This is a genomic window from Wolbachia endosymbiont (group B) of Rhopobota naevana (assembly GCF_947250615.1).
Classification (GTDB): domain Bacteria; phylum Pseudomonadota; class Alphaproteobacteria; order Rickettsiales; family Anaplasmataceae; genus Wolbachia.
In genome coordinates this window covers 219,937-243,494 of sequence record NZ_OX366333.1, presented here as the reverse complement: position 1 = coordinate 243,494, position 23,558 = coordinate 219,937, and the positions used below count along the sequence as shown (strand labels likewise).

At 34.1% G+C, this 23,558-nt stretch carries 18 protein-coding genes, 1 tRNA gene and 1 pseudogene; 3 read left to right on the top strand and 17 right to left on the bottom strand.

Translation table 11 applies throughout. The features are described from left to right. Nucleotides 1-58 precede the first annotated feature (58 nt). The 3 genes and pseudogenes from putA to secB form a co-directional block, all read right to left on the bottom strand. Entirely contained in the window at nucleotides 59-3,199 is a 3,141-nt protein-coding gene (putA, locus tag OOL01_RS01290) for a bifunctional proline dehydrogenase/L-glutamate gamma-semialdehyde dehydrogenase PutA (protein ID WP_264686928.1), read from the bottom strand. 121 nt (nucleotides 3,200-3,320) lie between these two features. Continuing rightward, the gene (gene acnA, locus OOL01_RS01285) at nucleotides 3,321-5,942 is read right to left on the bottom strand and encodes an aconitate hydratase AcnA (RefSeq protein WP_264687240.1); all 2,622 of its coding nucleotides are present in this window, start codon (nucleotides 5,940-5,942) and stop codon (nucleotides 3,321-3,323) included. A gap of 9 nt (nucleotides 5,943-5,951) precedes the next feature. After that, a pseudogene (gene secB / locus OOL01_RS01280) lies at nucleotides 5,952-6,452 on the bottom strand (protein-export chaperone SecB); the annotation flags it as partial. Between the two features lie 164 nt (nucleotides 6,453-6,616). Between secB and OOL01_RS01275 the strand changes: the two are divergent. Genes OOL01_RS01275 through OOL01_RS01265 form a run of 3 tightly spaced genes read left to right on the top strand, consistent with a single transcriptional unit; the run spans nucleotide 6,617 to nucleotide 8,630 of the window. Then, nucleotides 6,617-7,276, top strand: coding sequence for a Tim44/TimA family putative adaptor protein (locus OOL01_RS01275; protein ID WP_010404363.1), 660 nt, complete (start codon nucleotides 6,617-6,619; stop codon nucleotides 7,274-7,276). Nucleotides 7,277-7,290: 14 nt separating this feature from the next. Continuing rightward, nucleotides 7,291-7,995 (top strand): DNA polymerase III subunit epsilon, encoded by a 705-nt coding sequence (gene dnaQ, locus OOL01_RS01270; protein WP_010404360.1) that lies wholly within the window; start codon nucleotides 7,291-7,293, stop codon nucleotides 7,993-7,995. A gap of 35 nt (nucleotides 7,996-8,030) precedes the next feature. After that, on the top strand, nucleotides 8,031-8,630 hold the full coding sequence (locus OOL01_RS01265; protein ID WP_264686927.1) for an SCO family protein: 600 nt from the start codon (nucleotides 8,031-8,033) through the stop codon (nucleotides 8,628-8,630). Between the two features lie 52 nt (nucleotides 8,631-8,682). Here the strand turns inward: OOL01_RS01265 and rnc are convergent, their stop codons facing one another. From rnc to OOL01_RS01195, 14 genes are all read right to left on the bottom strand, one after another. Then, the gene (gene rnc, locus OOL01_RS01260) at nucleotides 8,683-9,375 is read right to left on the bottom strand and encodes a ribonuclease III (protein ID WP_264687239.1); all 693 of its coding nucleotides are present in this window, start codon (nucleotides 9,373-9,375) and stop codon (nucleotides 8,683-8,685) included. A gap of 89 nt (nucleotides 9,376-9,464) precedes the next feature. Next, on the bottom strand, nucleotides 9,465-10,532 hold the full coding sequence (locus tag OOL01_RS01255) for a quinone-dependent dihydroorotate dehydrogenase (protein WP_264377646.1): 1,068 nt from the start codon (nucleotides 10,530-10,532) through the stop codon (nucleotides 9,465-9,467). A 72-nt stretch (nucleotides 10,533-10,604) separates the two neighbouring features. Further along, nucleotides 10,605-11,402 (bottom strand): hypothetical protein, encoded by a 798-nt coding sequence (locus OOL01_RS01250; protein WP_006015735.1) that lies wholly within the window; start codon nucleotides 11,400-11,402, stop codon nucleotides 10,605-10,607. Between the two features lie 107 nt (nucleotides 11,403-11,509). Beyond that, nucleotides 11,510-11,581, bottom strand: a tRNA-Cys gene (locus OOL01_RS01245). 5 nt (nucleotides 11,582-11,586) lie between these two features. Beyond that, nucleotides 11,587-12,477 (bottom strand): class I fructose-bisphosphate aldolase, encoded by an 891-nt coding sequence (locus OOL01_RS01240; RefSeq protein WP_264336825.1) that lies wholly within the window; start codon nucleotides 12,475-12,477, stop codon nucleotides 11,587-11,589. 58 nt (nucleotides 12,478-12,535) lie between these two features. Next, nucleotides 12,536-13,534, bottom strand: coding sequence for a molecular chaperone DnaJ (locus OOL01_RS01235; protein WP_264686926.1), 999 nt, complete (start codon nucleotides 13,532-13,534; stop codon nucleotides 12,536-12,538). 160 nt (nucleotides 13,535-13,694) lie between these two features. Continuing rightward, complete coding sequence (locus OOL01_RS01230) at nucleotides 13,695-15,974, bottom strand: AAA family ATPase (protein ID WP_064085706.1); 2,280 nt, start codon at nucleotides 15,972-15,974, stop codon at nucleotides 13,695-13,697. A gap of 297 nt (nucleotides 15,975-16,271) precedes the next feature. After that, entirely contained in the window at nucleotides 16,272-17,498 is a 1,227-nt protein-coding gene (locus OOL01_RS01225; RefSeq protein ID WP_010404320.1) for a DEAD/DEAH box helicase, read from the bottom strand. A 34-nt stretch (nucleotides 17,499-17,532) separates the two neighbouring features. Beyond that, the gene (locus tag OOL01_RS01220) at nucleotides 17,533-17,784 is read right to left on the bottom strand and encodes a cold-shock protein (protein WP_064085705.1); all 252 of its coding nucleotides are present in this window, start codon (nucleotides 17,782-17,784) and stop codon (nucleotides 17,533-17,535) included. 174 nt (nucleotides 17,785-17,958) lie between these two features. Next, nucleotides 17,959-19,293: a TldD/PmbA family protein gene (locus OOL01_RS01215; RefSeq protein WP_264686924.1), complete on the bottom strand. Its 1,335-nt coding sequence runs from the start codon at nucleotides 19,291-19,293 to the stop codon at nucleotides 17,959-17,961. 18 nt (nucleotides 19,294-19,311) lie between these two features. Continuing rightward, nucleotides 19,312-20,184: an ATP synthase F1 subunit gamma gene (gene atpG, locus OOL01_RS01210; protein WP_264686923.1), complete on the bottom strand. Its 873-nt coding sequence runs from the start codon at nucleotides 20,182-20,184 to the stop codon at nucleotides 19,312-19,314. 166 nt (nucleotides 20,185-20,350) lie between these two features. Beyond that, nucleotides 20,351-21,571 carry a tetratricopeptide repeat protein gene (locus tag OOL01_RS01205; protein WP_010404310.1) on the bottom strand — a complete coding sequence of 407 codons (1,221 nt, stop codon included), beginning with the start codon at nucleotides 21,569-21,571 and terminating at the stop codon, nucleotides 20,351-20,353. After that, on the bottom strand, nucleotides 21,568-22,299 hold the full coding sequence (locus tag OOL01_RS01200) for a hypothetical protein (RefSeq protein WP_264686922.1): 732 nt from the start codon (nucleotides 22,297-22,299) through the stop codon (nucleotides 21,568-21,570). The genes OOL01_RS01205 and OOL01_RS01200 overlap by 4 nt, the downstream gene beginning before the upstream one ends. After that, the gene (locus OOL01_RS01195) at nucleotides 22,292-23,521 is read right to left on the bottom strand and encodes a lipoprotein-releasing ABC transporter permease subunit (protein ID WP_264686921.1); all 1,230 of its coding nucleotides are present in this window, start codon (nucleotides 23,519-23,521) and stop codon (nucleotides 22,292-22,294) included. Before OOL01_RS01195 ends, OOL01_RS01200 begins: the two co-directional genes overlap by 8 nt. Nucleotides 23,522-23,558: the final 37 nt, after the last annotated feature.

The window sequence follows — 23,558 nt, the reverse complement described above, 5'->3', positions numbered from 1 at the left end:
TTTTAGGTTTTAGTACTGCATACACAACTGCACGGACTTCCAATTTAGAAATTGCAAATCAATCCAAACACGCAAGTGTAATGTTACCGCCACATGCTGTAGTGTTGACACTTACAACCTTTTCTATAGAAAAACGTTGCAGATAATTAGGACCACCAGCTTTTGGTCCGGTACCTGACAGTCCTCTACCGCCAAATGGTTGCATTCCAACTGCTGCACCTATTTGATTGCGATTGATGTATACATTTCCAACTGATATTTTCTTGCTTATTAAATCGATCTTACTTTGTACACGGCTTTGCAAAGAAAACGTAAGTCCATATCCTGTATTGTTTATATCACTTATAACTTCATTTAACTGCGACTTATTAAAACGTATGATATGTAAAATAGGCCCAAACACTTCTTGCTTTAATTGCGAAATTTTTTGTATCTCATAAATGTACGGAGGAAAGAAATAACCATTATAAGAATTTGTATCCATGGGTACCTTGGACAAAAGGTTTGAATCTTCATCCCTTGATATTTTTTCCGTATGTTTAGTGAGCATATCAATAGATGCTTTGTCAATTATTGGACCAATATCTGTGCTCAGTTGTATTGGGTCACCTATCTTTAGTTCTTGAGCTGCATTGCATATCATTTTTATCTGTTTTTCTGCTATATCTTCTTGAATAAATAGCACTCTGAGAGCAGAACAACGTTGACCGCCACTGCGAAATGCAGAAATTAAAACATCCTTAGTTACCTGCTCTAAAAGAGCAGAACTATCAACAATCATAGCATTTAATCCACCAGTTTCAGCGATAAGTGGCACAATAGGACCATCTCTGCTGGCAAGCATTCTATTAATTATTTGAGCGGTCTGTGTTGAGCCGGTAAAAGCTACACCGGAAATTCTATTATCTGGCACTAATATTTTACCTAAATATCGACCATCTCCTGGAACAAGATGTAATACATTTTTTGGTATTCCAGCTTCGTGTAGTATCTTAACGGCTTCATAGGCAATAATCGGCGTTTGCTCTGCCGGTTTTGCCAGCACTGCATTACCTGCTACAAGTGCAGCTGAAACCTGCCCAATGAAGATAGCAAGTGGAAAATTCCACGGTGATATGCATAAGAAAACTCCTCTGCCCTCAAAAAAGATGAAGTTATCTTCACCTGTTGGACCTGGCAATTTTTTCCAGTCATTCAGTTCGTTTTTTGCTATCATTGCATAATAGCGCAAAAAGTCGATTGCCTCTCTTACTTCTGCTATTGCATCGGATAAAATTTTTCCTGCTTCCAAGATCAGAATGTAAACCAACTCTTTCATCCTTTCCTCAAGCAAATCTGCAGCTTTTTCAAGGCATTTAGCGCGCTCTTCTGCTGAAATATTCTGCCACTTAGTAAAAGCACTATGTGCTATTTCAAGAGCATTTAAAGCCTGAGCGCTTGTTGTACTTGACACTTCTCCAATTACATTTTCCAAATGTGCAGGATTTACTACTTCGATAAATTCAGCACTATCAAGTAGTGCCTTTCCATCAATTATTGGCCCAACTTGCCATTTCTTTTCACTAAATTTTTTTATATCATTTGCAAATTGCGAAACTGTAATTGAATCACTAATATCCATCCCCAAGGAGTTTTTTCTTTCCTCTCCAAAAATATCTTGTGGCAATGGAATGTTTTGATGAGGTTCATATTCTAAACTTTTAGCTTTTTCTAATGGATCCGAGACTAATTCTTCAATTTTAACGTTAGGATCATTTATTTGATTGACGAACGAACTATTAGCTCCATTTTCAAGAAGACGCTTAACAAGATATGGTAATAAATCACTACGTTTACCAATTGGTGCATATATACGACAGCTGATGCTTGTTGCAAGTTCTGACATTGCATAATCATATAAATCCTCACCCATTCCGTGTAAACGCTGAAACTCAAATCCAGGATGATCTTTGTCAGCAAGCTCTATTATAGTAGCAAAAGTATAGGCATTATGAGTTCCAAAGCATGGGTAAAAGTGATTTACTTTGCTTAAAAGCTTCTGTGCACACGCAAGGTAGCATACATCAGTATAGCTTTTTCTTGTAAATATTGAATAACCACTTAACCCTAGCTCTTGTGCACACTTGATTTCTGAGTCCCAATATGCACCTTTCACAAGCCTCACCATAATTTTATGCTTTGATCGGATAGCAACATCCTCAACAAAATCAAGCACAGATAAAGCACGTTTTTGATATGCTTGTACAGCCAAGCCAAGCCCTCCCCACTGAGAAAGTGACTCATCAAGACGCAGTTGCTCGAATAAAACTAATGACATCTCAAGTCTTTCTGATTCTTCTGCATCTATGCATAGTGAAATGTTGTATTTTTTTGCTTCACGACAGAGCTCTAAAACCCTAGTAAATATCTCACCAGCAATTCGGTCAAATTGACCAAATTCATAACGTGGGTGCAAAGCAGAAAGTTTTATTGAAATTCCATGGGATTTAAAACAATCATTCACTTCAGTAGTTGCACCTATAGCTTTTATTGAGTGCATGTATGAATCAAAACACTCTTCTGCATCTTCAGCTGTGTGAGCAGCTTCGCCAAGCATATCAAAAGAGTATAAAAACTTACTATTGTCATCTAGTTTTGCATATCTTAAAGCTTCTTCTATGGTTTCTCCAACAACAAAATGATTACCAAGCATAGACATTGCTTGTTTTACTGCTTTGCGAATGATCGGTTCTCCTAAATTCTTAAGTAACTTAGAAATTGCGTAATAGAACTTCGAATCGCCTTCATTATCTCTCAATATACTGCTACCTATCATCAAGCTCCATGTGGAAGCATTAACAAACAATGAAGAGGAACGCCCCAAGTGTTTATTCCATTCTTGGTTGGTAATTTTATCTTTGATCAATTCGTCTATTGTGTAATCATCTGGTATTCTAAGTAGCGATTCAGCAAGGCACATCAATGCTATTCCTTCATCATTGGAAAGCGAATATTGCTGCATAAAGGAATCTACAATACTTAATTTATTGTGTTTGATTTTTTCAATAACTTGTTTTGCAATATTGTAAATTCTGTTTTTCGAATCAACCGAAAGTTCTACTTTTTCTACAAGATAACGTACACAGCTTTTTTCATCAGTACGATAAAATCCTTGTAAACGTTTTCTGAGTTCATTAGGTTCTTGTATAGAGCTAATCATAATTATCTATAAAACACCTTTACTATATGTAAGGTAAAATTATATCATAACTTCGCATAGAACAAATCATTATTTAAAAGGACCAGGGCTGGAGCTAAAAGAAGTCTAGTACTTACTTTTACTAAGTCGAAAGAAGTATGTAGCTTAACACTCCACCACTCATTAAGTATTTAATCTCAGTTGCGGTTTGTACACAGCATTTGAGTTGTATTGATTGCTTTGAATTATCCTGTCTTTTAATGATACATTCTAGATTTCCATTTGATACTATTTCACCTTTTATGCTTATTATCTCACTACCATCAAATATCTTTCTGGTTATTCCATTTTGGAATATAAGTGGAAGAACACCCATGCCGACCAAGTTGGACCTATGTATGCGTTCAAAACTTTCTGCAATCACAGCTTTAATTCCCAGTAATGCAGTACCCTTTGCTGCCCAATCCCTACTTGAACCTGTACCATATTCTTTTCCTGCAATGACAACTAATGGAACAGCTTCTCTTTTATATTGCATTGCTGCATCAAAAATTGACATAGTTTCTTGAGAAGGAATATGTTTTGTATAGCCACCCTCAGCGCTCACCATTTTATTTCTTATTCTGATATTAGCAAAGGTTCCACGCATCATTACGTTGTGGTTACCGCGGCGAGATCCATATGAATTGAAATCTTGCGGTTCAACTCCAAGACCTTTTAAATATATGCCTGCAGGACTATTTGAGGCAATATTTCCAGCAGGGGAAATGTGGTCGGTAGTGACGCTATCGCCAAACATCGCTAGTATTTGCGCATTCTTTATATCAACTATGTTGCTTCCATTGTTCTTAGTCGATAAATTATCAAAATAGGGAGGGTTTTGTATATAAGTGCTTTTCGTGTCCCAATCATAGATTTCACCTTTCTCACACTTTATCTTTTGCCAATGCTCATCACCAGAAAAAACATCCTTATACTTTTGTATGAACATTTCACGCGTCACAACACTTTTAACACAGCTCTCAACTTCATTATTTGTTGGCCATATATCTTTGAGATAGACATCATTTCCATTCTTATCTTTGCATATTGAATCTTTTGTCAAATCAATTTGCACAGTGCCTGCAAGTGCATATGCAACAATAAGTGGCGGAGATGCCAAGTAATTAGCTTTGACTAACGGATGAATTCTTCCTTCAAAGTTACGATTGCCAGACAAAACTGCAGCAACAGTTAAGTTTTTGTTTTTTATATCATCCTCTATATCCTTATTAAGTGGACCAGAATTTCCAATGCAAGTTGTGCAGCCATATCCAACTAGATTAAAACCCAAAGCATTTAGATCTACCTGTAATCCAGACTTTTCTAAATATTCTGTCACAACTTGTGACCCTGGAGCAAGAGAAGTTTTAACCCAAGGCTTTGATTTTAATCCAAGTTTAATTGCATTACGAGCTACAAGACCTGCAGCAATCATCACACTTGGATTTGAGGTGTTAGTGCAGCTTGTTATTGCTGCAATCACTACGCTGCCACTCTGGAGCTGATCGCCATAGATAGGTTCCAACGGAGGTCTGTTTGTCTCATTAATAGGAAAAGATGTAGAAAAAGATTCCGCTACTTCTGAAAGGAAAATCTTATCCTGTGTTCTTTTAGGACCAGCCATCACTGGCTTTACGCTTGATAAATCAAGCTCTAGTGTGTCAAAAAATGCTAACTCATTACTGCTACGCCACAATCCCTGCTCTTTTGAATAGACTTCAACTAATTTGATCAGCTCTTCTGGTCGCCCTGTTAAATGTAAATAATCGAGTGTTTTCTGATCAATTGGAAAAAACCCACAAGTTGCACCATACTCTGGGGCCATGTTAGCTATAGTGGCCCTGTCTGCTAGAGATAAATAATCTAAACCATCACCATAAAATTCTACAAATTTACCAACAACACCTTTTGTTCTTAGGATACTGGTAACCGTCAGCACTAAATCAGTCGCAGTTACTCCTTCCGGTAGTCTGCCAATTAATTTAAATCCAACTACTTCTGGAATCACCATACTAATTGGTTGACCAAGCATCACAGACTCAGCTTCTATGCCTCCAACACCCCAACCAAGGACTGATAACCCGTTAATCATTGTAGTGTGACTGTCAGTACCAACTAAAGTGTCAGGATATATGACCCCATCATTATTACACACAACTTGCGCTAAATACTCAAGGTTTACTTGATGGCAAATTCCAGTACCTGGTGGTACTACTCTAAAATTTGTGAAGGACGACTCTCCCCACTTTAAAAATTGATATCTCTCCAAATTTCTTTTTACTTCTAGCTCAACATTTTTACTGAATGCGGAAGTGCTTCCATAACTATCTACTTGAACAGAGTGATCGATCACAAGATCAACAGTTACAGATGGATTTATTTTGCTTGGGTTACCTCCGTTTTTCTTCACATAATTACGCATTGAAGCTAAGTCAACGACAGCAGGAACTCCTGTGAAATCCTGCATCAAAACCCTTGCTGGCTTGTAGCTAATTTCGTGATTAATGTGTTTCTTGACGCAATTTGCTAATATCTTTATGTCATCTAATTTAACGCTTACTCCATCTTCGTTGCGCAATAAATTTTCAAGCAATACCTTGAGTGAACAAGGCAATTTGGTTAAATTTACTCCTAAGAATTTACCAGCGTTACTTAGGTTAAAGTAGTTATATAACCTTCCATCAATATTTAAAGTCGTCTTTGCATTTAAAGAATTGTTCATCCTGTATTCGTTAAAATTGGAATTACTAGCGCTACTTTTTTGTTGTTGACTTTGCTGCTGATACATAGTTTCAAAATCTATAGGATCTAGCATAAGTGGAGGAAACCCACCACTACTTGTAGTTCTTGCAATTACTTCTCTTGCAAAAGGAAAAAGAAAAGTAGGCCCGCCAATAAACAAAGCTTGTCTTACTTCCTCTTCACTCAACTCTTTCAAATTTTCTATTGAAAAAATACCACAATACTTTATCTCACAAATGAAAGCTATACCATTTTTTATATCTTCATCTTTTACCGTCGCTTTGACTTCTATATGCAAAGTAATTTCATGAAAAGGTTTTTCTTCATTTATTCCTTCTTTGCTTTCCGTTCCTTCTAATTTTGCTGAATTAATATTAACCGTTACATTAATATCGAGAGCTTTACTAGAAGGAAGGAATGGCGAATTTGGATTCTCAAACGAAAGATCTTTGACATACTGACCATGAATTTTCATTTTGTGTTGTAACATTTCTTACTTCTCCTTTAATTAAGTTGAGATATTTAATACTTTCTTATATAATATATTCATTTATAAACGAATAGCAAACCTAACTATAGGCTAATATGCAAAACATATTTTTATCAATAATTAATAATATTTAGATACTTTATATACCAAGGGGTTAAGTTACCATGATAGAGCTTGTAATATATGCTTTACTAGCGGCGTTTATTTTTTCACGCTTATACAATTCTTTAGGAAGATCAGCCAGTCTCAACCTAAAAAAGCTAACAGTTGTATTGGATGCAAGTCAAAGTAAAGAGGATGTGGTAGAAAATATCGAAGATTATATTTATAGCAACGACAAAAGTTCAATAGAAGCTACTTATAAACAAATATTACAAAAAAACAGAGAGTTCTCTATTTCCAATTTTATAGAAGGTTCAAGCATAGCTTTTGAATTAATAATTAAATATTTTAACCAAGGGAATTTACCTCAATTAAAATCCCTTCTGGACAAAGATTTGTATAACAGCTTTGTGGATAAGATTAAGCATCGTAAAGAGATACACGAGTCTATAATTGTTTCTATCGTTTCACAAAAGATCTTAGAAATAAAGCTAGTAAAAAACGTAATATTTATTGCAGTATATTTCCTTTCAGAGCAAATTAACTTCGTTAAGAATAATGAAGGAGATATCATATCAGGTAGTATGTCTACTATTAACAAAGTTGAGGATGTATGGCAATTCAAAAAAAATATTAATTCATCAGATCCAACCTGGTTGCTTGTTTCCATTAACTACAAGAAGGCAAGTACCGATAAAAATTTAACAGCAAATGACAAGTAAGATTAGTTACACCGATGGAAAGTAGGCTACGAGAAATAGTACTTGATACTGAAACTACAGGTCTTGACACTGAGTCTGGCCATCGAATTATTGAGATAGGATGTGTAGAACTAATTAACCGTATTCCAACAGGTAAAACATTTCATCGATATCTTAATCCAGAGAGAGATATACCTTACCACTCATTTAAGATTCATGGTATTAGTGAGGAGTTTTTGGAAGATAAGCCACTATTTTCAGATGTTGCACTTGAATTTCTTGACTTCATATCTAATGACATCTTGGTAATTCATAATGCTGAGTTTGATATTAAGTTCCTTAATATGGAGTTAAACAAGTTGAATGCCGGGTTAATTTCCTCAGATAGAGTGCTAGATACATTACCACTTGCAAGAAAAAAGTTTGTAGGATCACCTGCTTCTTTAAATGCATTATGCAAGCGTTTTGATATATCGCTAGAAGGTAGAGAGTTACACGGAGCATTAGTTGATGCTCAATTGCTTGCAAAGGTCTATGTTGAGCTTACAGGAGGATTGCAAACCTTTTTATTTAATAATGAATGTGCTCAGGACAATAACTCTACGTTTATTCAGCATAAAGTGCGTAATTTAGCTCGCAGAGAACATTCACCAAGTATTAAAGAAATTGATGAGCATAAGAAATTGTTAGATAAAATTAACAACCCACTTTGGAAGGAATATATTGAATCAATCAACTAATCAATATATGATTTAACTTTATTGGAAACGCTTTAATGATAAAGTTTATAAGGTTATTGTCTAGTTTGCTAATAACAGTAGCAGCTATCTTCTTAGGTTATTGTTATTTTACCAAGCAAGGCATATTTGTTTCACAAAATACAGAAATTAAGGTAGGTGGAGATTTTTCTTTGATCAATCAAGACGGACAAATAGTACGCAGTAGTGATTTTAAAAATAAGTATATGATGATTTTTTTCGGATTTTCCTCATGCAAAAGAATTTGCCCTATGAATCTCGGCATAATTTCAGAAACACTTGCAAAGTTAGATAAGAAAACTGACAATAAGCTACAAACATTTTTTATCACAGTTGATCCTGAGCGCGATAACACAGAAAGGCTTAAAGAATTTCAGCAGCAATTTGACCATAGAATACAAATGCTAACTGGTGAAAGACAAAAAATAGATGAAGTAGTTGCAAAGTATAAAGTATATGCAAGTAAAGTAGATGGAGAAGAGGAAATTAACCATTCTTCAATGATATACCTTATTAGCCCTGAAGGAAAATATGTCACACACTTTGTAGCTGATTTAAATTCAGATGAAAGTCAATCTGATAAGATTCTGGCTGAGATAAAAAAATATGTAAGCTGAACTAAAGAGCTTAGCTTACTTTAAATTTATGCTAACAGCTATTTTGATTAAACTAAGTCGTTTTTTTAATTTTTTCTAGGATCAACTCAGCAGCTTTTTGTTCAGCAATTTTCTTACTAGAAGCGCATGCAGAAACTTTGCCATAATTCTCTATGAAAATTGATATAGTAAACTCAGGATTGTGTGCTGGTCCAGTTTGTTTTACAAGTTCATACTCTGGTAAAGGTAATTTGTTTTTCTGAGTCCACTCTTGCAGTGAAGTTTTAGGATCTTGAGGAGGATCGAGGATGTCTTTAGCTAGCTTTTCCCAATGTCGGATAATAAATTTTTCAACACTCTCAAGTCCACCGTCAATATAAATTGCACCTATTAGTGCCTCAAGCGAATTTTCTAAATTTTTTAAGTTACATTTCCCTCCGTTGCAACGTTCACTATTATTCATGATAATAAAGTTACCTAACTCTATTTCTTTAGCAACATTAGCAATGGTACTACCACAAACTAAATCCGTTTTTCTTTTTGCCAATGCTCCTTCTTTTTCTTCAGGAAACATTTTAAACAGCATAGCAGATACAACCATGTTCAAAATACTATCGCCCAAAAACTCTAGCCTTTCGTAGCTTACGATCTGGTCTTCGCTATTCCTTTTATTTACGCTTGGATGGGTTAATGCCTCTTCTAATATTGCATGATCTGTAAATTGATAATTAATAACTTTAGATATTATATCGTTCAAAACTTTCATGTTCATCATTCAAAAGAAAAACGCTTTCTACCACCTTTATACCAGAGAATTAGTTTTATTTTATTAAAATAATACCACCACTTCCAAAATTAATGTATACAACCCACCGCTTCAGTAACGTTACTAAATCCATCCCTTCTTACTAGTTCCGCAAGCTCCAGGTTAATTTTGTTCACAACTTGATGCCCCTGGTATACAAGAGCAGTGTATAGCTGGACTAAAGAAGCTCCTGCCTTTATTTTTTCATATGCGTCAACACCACTTGAAACTCCCCCACATCCTATCAATAAAATTCTGCTCTTAGTAAGCTTGTACATATCACTCAATAACTCAGTTGAAAGTTGAAACAATGGTCTGCCACTCAACCCACCGCTCTCATTATAGTAAGAATCTCGACTTATCGTAGTGTTGCTTACTATTAAGCCGTCAATTTTATATTCTAGTGTAAGCTCAGCGATATTTTCTTTTGTTTGCTGATCTATATCTGGAGAAATTTTTAATATTATCGGTATGGATTCAGAGCTATCGATTGATTTTCGGGTTAGAGTGATAGATTTCAACAATTTGGATAATTCTTGTTTATTGTGCAAATTGCGCAAGTTAGGTGTGTTTGGAGATGAGATGTTCAGTACTATATAATTGCTCTTTCCATATACTATCTTTAGCAACTCAACATAATCGCTTATTTGATCCTTTGATGTACTGTTTTTTCCTATATTGATGCCAAAAATGCAATCATCAAGCTTAGCTTCGCTGATCTGTTTAAGAAGATAGTCTATTCCTTTATTATTAAATCCCAATCTATTAATTATTCCTTCATCTTTAATTAATCGAAAAATTCTCGGTTTCTTGTTTCCATATTGGGGATGTTTAGTTACAGTACCAGCCTCAATAAATCCAAAACCAAATGAGAGCATCGGCTTTACAACTTCCGCATTTTTATCAAAACCTGCAGCAAGACCTACAGGACTCCTAATTTTATTACCAAAAAAGTTTACATTTAAAGACTTAGGTAGTTCTATAGGTTTCCTACAGGGCATCTTTTTTAACGCCGTTATTACCAAGGAGTGAGCAATTTCAGGCGGCAGTAAAAACAATAAATTACGTAATATCATTTTGTAAAACACTTTGCTTATTTTTAGTTTATTTTTTACCATGCAACAAGAATAACTTAGAAAGCTTGAGGTTTATCAAAATAGTAAGTATATAGTTTCTATGAGTAGTAAAAACTAATTTTTCTGAAGGGAAACCAGAACTTGATCAGTATTTTTATCTACTAATTCGAGGTAGCCAAATTTGTTAATTTGAGATTTTATTAGTATAGGAATCTTATTTCGATTTAAATAAAATCCCTGTTTTGATTGTTTATTAATCCTCAACCTTACATCCCCATTTTTCCAAGCAAGCATCTTATTTATTCCAGATTTTTCTTTACAATTATCTTCATTTACAAATCCTAAGTATTCATCTTCTGAAGAAGATATTGCAATCTTGCATATTCTATACCCTACCCAATTCCCTAGATATGGATCAGTATCGTCTTTTTCGTGAAGCTTGAACTCTCCTTTGACATATTCCCATGGAGCTTTTGCATCACCTACCTTTTTTAGAAAGAGTACGTCCTGATCAAAGTTTATAATGGTCCTTGTATGAAATGTTGTTAAGCTTGTGTCCCATAATAGTTTTTCTGTGATGCTAAAATGCTCTTTATCCTTTTGCATATTTTGAAATGATACGATTATCACATCTGCTCCAACTTCTCTTCCATAGTTAACATATTGACTAGCACGCCCATGTTTGGCTGTGAATGATGACTTACCTATTAACAGAAAGTCATTAAATAACGCATTATATATAGTCTGTGCACTGTAAGCTGTACCGACGTAAACCGGCTGTTTGTTGGATGAAGGGTACTTTTCTGGTGCAAGATGAGTATACGAGCTCTTTAATAAATAGTGAAAAGTGCAACTGGTAAGCAAGAAGGGCAAACCAATCAATAATAAAACTTCTGTTAATCTCTTTGGCATTTTACTGCTTATATTTTGAATATAGTATCTTATTTTTTTAAATATTTCATTAAAAGCCACACTTCTTGTTAAAATTTCAGAAGAAAAAACGATCTAATTGGAGTAAGAGGCCGGGACCGGAATTGAACCGGTATAAAAGGATTTGCAGTCCTCCGCATAAGCCATTCTGCCACCCAGCCGTTTTTTATGCATAGATATCCATTATATCTTTTAGCATAGATAAAGCATCCTCTTTTTTTCTTTGAAAAGTGTTACGCCCGATAATTGAACCATTACCACCGCCTTGCTTAATTTCTTTCGCTTCATTGCATATGTCATTCACTGATTTTGACTCGCCACCAGAAAAAACTACTATTCTTTTCCCTGCAAAACAAGATCTTTTAACATATTCAATTCTTTTAGATAATGATTCAATATTTTCTATTTTTTCTCTTTCCAGATGATTGGTTGGAAGTTTTACTTTTATTATGTTGGCACCGAGCAAAGCCGCTATATGCGCAGCATAGGCAATAACATCAACTGCTGTTTCACCTTCTTTGGAAATTCCTTCACCGCGTGGATAAGACCATAGCACTACGGCAAGGCCGCAAGACTTAGCCTCAGCTATAATTTCGCGAGCTTCTTCCATCATATCGAAGCACTTAGCAGAACCAGGATATATAGTAAACCCAACAGCTACGCAACCCAAACGTAGCGCATCTTTTACAGAAGCAGTTATTGCTTGATCAGAAGTTAAGTTTTTCGAGTGCAAGGAGTTAGCACTATTAAGCTTCAAAATAAGTGGTAGCATTCCAGCATAAGTTGAAGCACCAGCTTCGATCATACCAAGCGGAGCAGCGTACGCGCTTACTCCCGAATCAACTGCAAGCTGAAAATGATAATGCGGATCGTAAGCATCAGGATTAACTTCAAAACTTTTTATTGGCCCATGCTCAAATCCTTGATCTACAGGAAGAATTACTAACTTGCCAATTCCACTAAGTTTTCCATGCATAAGAATACGAGCAAGATTTGCTTTTACTCCAGGATTTTCACTTTCGTAATAACTTAGGATTTGTTTTACTTCTTCACTCATTAATATCTTCAAATTTACTTAAAGTGTAGCAAAAACTATAGTTGAAGCAAAGACCTTTTTATACTCTTGCTCCTACACCTATATTTAAAGGTGTAACTTTAGGATCGGTGGTGTGCTGTTGTGGTTTTTCTTGAATTAAATCTTCAAAATACATTTTAACAATAGGAAGAATGAGCGACATAAGCACTAATTTATAGTCATACCATGCAAACTTTTCCTTGTAGCTAAATTCTGCATCTTCTTCGTATAAACGCTGGATGCAGTGCTCACTATATAATTCAGAAGCTTTCGTAAAAATTCTAAGTAAAGCAATCAATAATAAATCCAATGCCAAATTAACTATCAGCATTGTTCCATATTGAACAGGCCAGCCATTTTGTGCAATTTCCGATGCTAAACTGCACACAGCAAACGCTACTGCAATACATATCACATAATTATCAGCAGCAATAAGTAAATTAAACCTTCGGTTGAATCTATCCATATTTCCTTCTTGTGAGCCTCTTTGTTTACTTGCTGCATAGATAATACTACAAAAGGATATAATAAATAACCATGGCCAAACTCCGATGCTGAATGCATAAAATTTATAAGCAATATTTTGCACTTTGCCACTGTTAGCAAGTTGTGATAAGCAATATTTGACTTGAGGCGACGGACCAAGTACCACATTTGCTAATATAAAAAATAAACATGCTCTATTCACAGCTTTCTCTCTACGCAATAGAATCTCATTGATTCTCCTTTGTTTTTCCTGCACTTCTCGCTGTAATGTTATAGATATGCCAGCTGCTTTTAAGTCGTTAAGATATTTCTCTAGCTTATCTTTATCTGCACTAAGTTTTTTAAACTTTTCTTCAGCTATTTTTTTCTCTTTCTCTCCTACTACTTTATCAGGGTGACATTTTAATGAAGCTCTTCTAAAGTGCCGCTCAACTAACTTAAGTACATCATCAAACTCCTGGCTTATTACTTCTTCTGCTTTTATTCCCAGCCTTGAAAATAAGTTCTGTAAATCTTGATTACTGTAATATTGATTTCTGGTTAAACTTGCCACTATAGCCTCATTAAAAAATAGTGACTATACTACAAATTTAATACTCAAGCAAGAATTTAAACTATATCAAAAGCAATTTCTTGTTTATCCATATAAATCCTTAATTTCTTTCCTTTGATTAATAGTGACTATACTACAAATTTAATACTCAAGCAAGAATTTAAACTATATCAAAAGCAATTTCTTGTTTATCCATATAAATCCTTAATTTCTTTCCTTTGATTAATTGACGATTCAGCATTTCTTCAGCCAAATGACTTTTTATCTCTTTTTCAATCAACCTCTCTATCGGACGTGCTCCCATTTCTTTGCTGTAGCCAGTTTGTGCAAGATAAAACTTTACTTCCTCTTCGACTGAGCAACTTATGCCCTTTTGCATAAGTTGCTTTTTCAATTCTTGAACAAATTTATCCACAATATACAAAATGACATCTAAATTGAGGTCAGAAAAAGAAATGACTGCATCCAAGCGATTACGAAATTCAGGGCTAAAAATCCGTTCTACTGCTTTTTCGCTATCACCAATATTAAAGTCCTTATACCCAAAGCCAATAGAACTTTTGCTACGCTCAAATGCACCTGCATTGGTTGTCATAATTAAAATTGTATTGGAAAAATTAACTTTACGCCCGTAAGTATCTGTAACATAACCATAATCCATGACTTGTAGTAATATATTGTAAATATCACTATGAGCTTTCTCAATTTCATCAAGAAGTACCACACTATATTGATTGTTAGATACAGATTCTGTAAGCAATCCACCTTGGTCGTAACCCACATATCCAGGAGGGGAACCAATCATTCTAGATATTGTGTGAGGTTCCATATACTCGGACATATCAAATCGTATAAGGTTCATACCCATATTCTGTGCTAATTTCTTTGCAAGCTCAGTCTTACCTACGCCAGTTGGTCCTGCAAAAAGATAATTTGCCAAGGGTTTACTGTAACTTCTCAGACCAGATTTAGCAATTTTAATAGAATTAACAAGAGACTCTATCGCTTGCTCTTGACCAAAAATGGCTTTCTTGAGATTTTCTTTCAAAGATTTTACTCTTTGCACATCATCAAGCTCGCAAGGTACGTTTGTAATCCTAGTGATAGTATTCTTAATATCTCTACTGTTTATAATTTTTCGCCTGTTTTTTTGTAACTTACAATACGCCCCTGCTTCATCTATAACATCAACTGCTTTATCAGGTAATATTCGCCCAGTAATATACTTGTGTGAAAGTTCAGCTGCAGATTTAATGGCATGTTTCGTGTAATATACCCCATGATACCTTTCATAGTAATGCTTTATACCATCTAGTATCTTTACTGTATCATTAATAGAAGACTCTTTTACATTAATTTTTTGAAACCTCCTTGCTAATGCTTTATCCTTTTCAAAGCTATTGCTATATTCTCTATATGTAGTTGCACCTATACAACGCAACGCACCTCTTGCAAGTGCAGGTTTGAGCAGATTGCCAGCATCAAGAAAGCTGCCACTTGTTGAACCTGCTCCAATAATAGTGTGTATTTCATCAATGAAAAGAATAGCGCCAGGTTTTGCCTCAATTACTTTTATTATAGATTTTATTCTCTCTTCGAAGTCACCTCTATAGCGTGTTCCTGCAAGAAGTGATCCTAAATCCAAAGCATAAATTATGCTGGATCTCAGTGCACTCGGAACACTACCTTCAATAATTTTCAATACCAAGCCTTCAACTATTGTTGTTTTACCAACACCTGGTTCTCCGACATATAAAGGGTTATTTTTTCTGCGTCTTAGCAAGATTTCTATAGTGCGATTTAATTCATAATCACGACCAATGACATAATCTATTTTTTTGCTTCTTGCATAATCATTTAAATTTCTACAATAATTTTGTAGAACTTCTTCATCTTTTAATAATTCACCTTTATTTGCTACAGTAGAGATATCGTTATTCTTATCAAGTTTTATCTTGCGATTAGTTACATATTCTTCTATATCACCTGAATATTTTATATTGGATATGTTATAAATCAAATTAGAATCCTTTGCATTCTGTTTGCGTAATAGCTCTTCAATATATAAATCTTGCTCAGACAGAATCTCTAATAGAATACTTGCTCCATTTATTTCTTTTCTTCCCAGACGATGAGCTCGTATCATGGCTTTATGTATTATGCGTTGAAATAGCACATCAGGCTCAACTTTATTGACAGTTAATTCGGAGTTGTCTTGTAAAAAACCTTTTGTATTATTACCACGATCATTCCTTAATATAATATTATCTATATTTATGATTTCACCAGCTCTGATGTTACATCTTGATAAAACATAATTTACATCCACATCTTTGGTTAATGCTAGCAACAAATGTTCCACTTTTGCATATTTAAGCTTACAATCAGAAGCAATCTGTAACGCTCTATTTAAACTTGCCTCTAAATTTTTAGAAATCATCTATTCTCTTTAAAAGTGTAAATTTATATATAATTAGTAGCACACAATTATTAAAAAAACTGAAATCTAGCAGCTCGTTGTAGCCAAATTGAATTAAGCTACAGATTATAGTCCACACAGCCTAACATTATACCGTTGTGATAATCTCAAAACGTTATAAGCAGCAGAATTAAGATTATCAAATTGTAGGTAAATCTAATTTGGGCTAGCTATATATTCTTTCTACCATCCTCCAATCACTTCACTTTGCAGCAAGTTTACTGGAGCTTTTAAAGAATAGAAGAATAGTTAAGTACATTAATACGCTTTTTCTAGTACTCTGCTTTTCTTCTTAAATACATTGATCTTTTTTCTACCGTATTTAGCCTTTAACGTACTTGGCCTTTTAAAGATCTTTTTGCTGTTACGTTTTTGAGATTGCATACTACAATCAAAATTTGGCTCTCCTTCTTTATCTGCTAGTGCAGGCAGTCTTCTCTTATCTTGAGGTGTAACAAAAGATAATGCAAATCCTTCAGCTCCCGCACGTGCAGTTCTACCTATACGATGAACATAATCAGCTTGCGATTGTGGTACATCATAATTGATAACATGTTGAATGTGCGGAATATCAAGGCCGCGAGAAGCAACATCTGTTGCAACCATGATTTGATTGCGGCCACGACGAAAAGAATCAATGACTCTTTCACGCTTGTGCTGCCTTAAATCACCATGAATTGCCAAAGCGCTATAGTCATCTTTGTGCAATTTGTCAGCTAGCTGATCCGCTCCTCGCTTTGTTTTAACAAAAATAATGATCGATCCTTTGCGCTGACATAATTGTGTAACAAGCTTGCCATATTTTTCTGATTCTGATGCATAAACAACTTCTTGTTTAATTTTTACAGAAGTTGTAGCCTGGCAATCAACAGAAACACGCTCTGGTTGATTAAGATATTTTTCAGTAAGTTTTACTATTTCTCCAGGAAGAGTTGCAGAAAACATAAGATTTTGCCTTATTTTAGGCAAATGCTTCATAATTTCTTCAATCTGAATTCCAAAGCCCATATCAAACATACGATCCGTCTCATCAAGCACAAGAATACCAACATTCCGAGTAACTAAAGTTTTACGCTCAATATGGTCTATAATACGACCAGGAGTACCTATTATAATTTGTGGTTTTTTCTGAAGCTGATTTAGCTGCCTAAAAATAGGCTCGCCTCCGATCAACAAAGCAACTCTTAGTAAAGAACTTTGAGATAAGAGTTTTCTTATCTCACTTGTTACCTGATGAGCAAGCTCTCTGGTTGGCACGATGACTAAAGCTGAACCAATGCTTGGCTCATTCATCAATTTAGCAACCAGTGGAATAGCAAACGCTAAGGTTTTTCCAGTTCCCGTTTGAGCAGACCCAAGAATATCTTTGCCCTGAAGAGCTAGAGGAATCGCTTGCACCTGAATCGGGGTTGGAACACAAAGATTATTTTTACTTAGAGCTTGCCTAAGCAAAGTTGGAAGCCCCATTTCATGAAAATTACTCACAATACATTACCCTATTAAAAAGCTTCACGATAGACTAATCTTCCAATCTTAAATTTATTGCAGACTTTTTATTTTCTCCGTTCCTACCACGCTCTTCTTTAAGCTCATAACTTACTCTTTCCCCTTTCATTCCTCCCTTTTTATCCTCTCCTCGAAGTGCATCAGGTCTTATTCCTGAACGTTCTAATGTACTAACATGTAAAAAAACGTCCTCACCTTTACCTTCTGGCTTGATGAAACCATAGCCTTTTTCAACATTAAACCATTTTATATTACCAAATTCCATATGGATAACTCCTAAACTACTAACTAATATTATTAATGTGATGAAAAACTTTGAAATTACGATTTAGAATGCTTTAAGCTTAGTTACTGCAACTAAACTTCTATACTCCATAGTCTATTCTTAACATTACATAGTAATAGTACACAATTATTGTACTTAATGCAACTAAAATTTTTAATCACTAAGTGAACCTGCTACTGTCATTTCGCTAACTTTAATCGTTGGTGAATTAAACTGCCCACAGAAAGTTAGGTCATTTGCAACAACTAAATTGCTAAACATATTTTTCAAATTGTCGGCAACAGTAATCTCGTGTATTGGATACGTTATTTTACCATTTTCTATAAAAAATCCGCATGCACCTTGACTATAATCGCCATTGATTAAATTAACACCAAAACCAAATAAATCAGTTACATATATTCCTTCTTTTACTTCGTCAATTAATTCCTTAAACGATCTATTACCATTTTTGAAATAGAAATTACTAGCTGAAGGAATAATTGCAGCATTACTTGCACGAGTTGCATTTGCGGTCGTTTCCAAGTTTAATTTCCTAGCCGAATATAGATCTAAAATCCAGTTTTGCAGTACTCCATTTTTTACAAATTCATTTCTTCTGCTCATTATTCCTTCCCCGTCAAACGGTCTTGATGTTATACCCCTTGGTAACAATGGGTCATCAATAATGCTAATCTCAGTATTAAAAATTTGATTATTTAAACTATTTCTCAAAAAAGAGCTATTATTTACAATATTGCTACCATTTATGGCAGAAGCAAAGCTCTTTACTAGCTCTTTTGCTGCTCTTTTTTCAAAAACAACCGGAAATTTGCCTGTCCTGATTGTACATGAACCCAATTGATCTATTGCTCTTTTTGCTGCTCCTTTCCCTATTGACTCCGGTGTTTTTAAATCACTGAAGTTGCATGCTACATCGTAATCGTAGCCTATTTTCATTTCACTCTTTTCTCCAGCAACAACAGAAACCTGATTAACAAAAGTTGACTTACTAAATGAACCAACAAAACCAGAAACGGTTGATAATACTGTATTTACTGAAGTATGTGAAGATGAAGCTCCTTCGGAATTAATAATATTTTTATGTGCAAGAGCTGAATTTTCTGTAGCTTCAGTAATTTCTTTTAATTTATCAATTGTTACAACATTATTATCTGAGATATTTAAATCTGCAGAAGAGATATAATTACTGCCATCTACAGCAAAACTAATATAAGGATCTTCCTGGGCATTCTTTGCCATTTCCACCACTTGGCTCACTGCACTACTAAGATTATTCAAATCGTTTGTGGAAATATACGCAGCTTTGTTCTTACCTGCTATAGCTCTAATTCCGACAGTACAGTTTCTAGATTGTGATATTTGTTCAATTTTTGATAGACGCTGAGAAACCGAGGTCTTATTAGTTTCATATATTGTAACTTCTGCGTCTTGATTCTGCTTTTTTATTAGTTTAGTGATATCTGCTACAATATTTAATATATTCATTTTTCATTCCTTGAGTTTCTATAAAGATTCTGCACCACCTATAACTTCAATCAAATCAGTTGTAATTGCTGCTTGACGAGAACGATTATAAAGTAATGCTAGTTTATTTAGCATTTCTTTTGTATTTCTGTTTGCTGATTCCATAGCAACCATCCTAGCACTATTTTCACTTGCTGCACTTTCAAGTAAAGCAGAATAAAGAGCAGCTGTAACATAATCTTGAGTCAAAGATTTTAAAATAAACTCAATATTTTGTGGTTCATACTCATAGCTGTAATCTGTTAGAGGACTAACTACAGAATTATCAATTAATAATGAGTCTTTACTCCATGGTTTTATTGTTTCTAATATTGGCTTTTGCATGAAGGTATTATAGAATTTACTGTAAAAAACCTTAACTTTATTGTATTTACTTAGATCTATATCACTAACCAAGGCTTCCACACGCTTTAGTGTGATTCCCTTACTATTTTCAACCTTCAAGATATTTTTAGAATTAAATCTATTTTTGCCTGTCTCAAAAGCTTTCTTACCAAAAAAAACAATTTCTACTTTCTTATCATTTGCAATTAATTTGTTTATATGCTCCTGACTGAATTTAACAACAGAGGAGTTAAAGCTGCCACATAAACCACGATCAGATGCAATAATAAATACTAGGAAAGAATCTTCATTATTGATATTTAGAATTCTTGCTAGTAACTCTTGATCCGCTGATAGCGCTAGTGAAGAAATAATGCTATGCAGCTTAGATATATGCAATTTTGAATTTGATAATTTCTTTTGGCTTTGTAATAATTTTGCTGCAGAAACCATTTGCATTATTTTCGTGGTTTTCTGCACAGACTTAATATTTTTAATTCTTAAGGATAATTCCTTTAAGCTCTTCATTTTGTATATAATTCTAATTTATTAAAATATATAACTGGTAATGTCTAAAAACAAGTTTTTTTGACATTGGAGTCAAACCTAACTAAGAAACTCACAGATTTACTGTTTTGAGATAAAGATTATATTAAAGCAATCTCGATGTAAAAGTATCACACCTTATGGAGTCTTATAATATAAGGTAAATACAATTAAGACTATTGCAACTTGAGCACTTATAATCCCATTGCTTTAGCTCTTTATTACAATCAGCACATTTCCAACCTGGATCAGGCACAGCTTCTGAGTCCATCCTGTTTAACCAATAAATTGCTTGATCATACTCTTGCAACATAATCTTGAGCTGTACCATAACAAGGTAGATTGATATGTAATTAGCTTTTTTCATAGCAATATCTAAATGCTGACTTGCAAGATCATATTTCCCTAAGCTAATTGAAGACAAAGCAAGCAAGCAATAACTAAAATAATAATCAGGGCGTAAGTTATATAGTCTTTCAGCGCCTTTATTATTTAACTTGATATACATTCTAGCTGATTGAGGAGTAGGATTTACTCTATACTCTTCCTCTAATACTGTGGAAGCTTTTCTGATTTTTTCAAGCTTGATATATAATTCTGCCTTTAAATAATTGATGGGCTGAAAAGTTGCATAATAACTTTGTGCTTTAGCTAAATAATCTATAGCTTTGTAAAAACTTCCTTTACTTTCGTATTGCTTTGCTAAAGCGCAATAAAAAACCGCTAACATCTTTTTACGATCAAAGGGAAGAAAAATATTGAATTTGATAGCTTCCTTTAACTTTGAAATTGCATTTATCCAATCTTCTTGCAATATACAATGCTCTATTTGAAAGGGAATAGACAAAATTTTATCATTAATTGAACTAGAGCAATATTCTATAAATTTTTGAAAGACTAACCTTTCTTGCTTTAGGTGAATAATCAGTTTATTTATCAGAAGTAGAGCTAAGTTGCGATTTTTACTTGCAATACTCGTTAAATTATGGCTGAAAAAGCTGTAATTTCCCGTTTTACCTGAATTAAAGAGCTTTACTAAAGATAATTTATCACTTTCTTCATTTAGATTTTTAATTAGCTTATTGGTGTTCTCTATATTACCTAAGTCTAAGCTAAAGAAAGCTTCAAAGAGAAGCAATTCTTCCCTACTTCTTCTTCTATTTTTTATGTTAGCAAATGTTGATGAAATAGAAGAACAAAAACGTGCAACTGCAATCAATAAAAATAATAAGACTACGCAAGCAAGAATAACGAAATATAGATCAATACTTATAGTGTAATTGCCTAATTCCAATTTTATTACTTCACCACTTACCTTGATCCATATGCCAAATAAAAACGAAAAAGCAAAAATTATAAAATAAATCATGAGATGTATTGTAATAAGTGACGATATATTATTGAAGTATTCTTGAAAGCTACAATAAAATCATTCAATTTATTAAGCCATGGTTTGAATTCTGGGTATGTTAAGTCACTTATTGCGGTGGCTATGCTCTGCCAATCATTATCGCTTATTAATTCTTCAATTTCCGCAAGCTTTAACCTGAGTGGATCACTACGATCATCTATCTTTATCCAATTTGAAATGATTTTTTTAAACAAGTTACTTTTATTGTAGTTAATAACAGTCATGTTCTTCTCAAAAGACAATTTCAACCCGCGTAAAGTATCTACCTCTTTCAAATTTTCCAATTCATTTACTGCATTTTCTATCTCTGGATCGTCAAGCTCTGATATCAAAGGCTTTATTGAATTTATATGATTATCAAACTTGGCTTCTCGCAATAACGAATTCTTCATCTTAATCACAAGTAGCAGCAACTTTGCGAGGTTCTTATGCCTTAAACTACCATCACCTTGCTCACATTGAGTGTGCAGATTTCTCTTTAAGTCAAATATCCTTTTCTCTACCCTAGATTGATTCACTTCAAGCAATACTCTAAGTTCATCCATCTTTTCCGTTAAACCATTTATACTATTTTCACTTTCTTGCTGATTTATTTTGAAAAATATTATGTTATTTATTGCAATATGGCTAACAAATAAGAATATAATTAAGAACCAACCTATGCATTTTTTTCGAGTATCATTCATAACGTAATATCTCCGCTGGGTCTTGTGCAGCTGCCTGCAATGCAGGAGGAATTGTTGCTAAAAATGACAAGAACAATGCAAGTGCAGAAATGTTCACTACATCTTGAGAAACTAATATCACTGGCAAACTTGAAAAAAAGTATATCATAGGATCAAATAGCTTGATGTTGGTAATGTTTTCTAAAAACACTCTAATATTTTCAATGTTGAGAGAAAAAATAACTCCTATAACAGAGCCAAGACAAGTTCCTGTAAAACCAATTAATAGCCCACAAGCACAAAATATGCGCATAATGCTTCCACTTGTTGCACCAAACGTACGCATAATTGCAATTGCGGATTTCTTTTCTTGCACTATCATCATCAAACTTGAAACAATATTGAATGCTGCCACAACTATAATCAAAGTAAGAATTAAAAACATCACATTTCTTTCAGTTTTTAAAGCATTAACATAATGGCTTTGCTGAGATTGCCAACTTTCAGCTTTCATTCCTGTTTCTTCTACTATAGCATTTGCTAGCTTATTAGCCGCAGCAATATCGTCTATGAACACTTCTATATTTCTCACACTATCTTTATAATTAAAAAAAGCCTGAGCTGATTTCATGGGCATATACATCAAGGTATTATCGTACTCAAACATACCCATATCAAATATTGCTACAACTTTATATTCTTTCATTCTTGGCATTTCATCAAGCAATACATCAAATCCTTCAGGAGATACAAGTATAATATTATCACCATAATCAATATTCAAGGCTTCTGCCAATCGTGCCCCTATTATTACTCCTTCATCGAATTTTTCCACATTACCCACAATCACATTATTTGTAACGGTAGTGTTATTAAATAAGTCTTTAGCTGATACACCACGAACTACACTACCTGCAATTCCACCATTTGCTGCAACGATTACTTGATCATTGGTCATAGAAGTAGCTTTTAATACACCTGGGATTTTCTCAATAGATTTTAACACTGCGTGGTAATCTGAATTTATGCTTCTATCAAAGTAAACATTAATATGGCCATTAATGCCAAGTACAGAGTCGAGCAGCTTTGCTCTGAACCCATTCATTACAGACATTACTACTATTAGCGTTGCAACTCCAAGAGCAATACCAATAATAGAAAACAAGGCCATTATAGAGCAAAATCTAGAATTCTTTGCTCGCAAATAGCGAATAGCCATAGTAAATTCAAAGGCAATAGACATTATACTAAGATTTAAATATCATACTTTTTATGCTTCA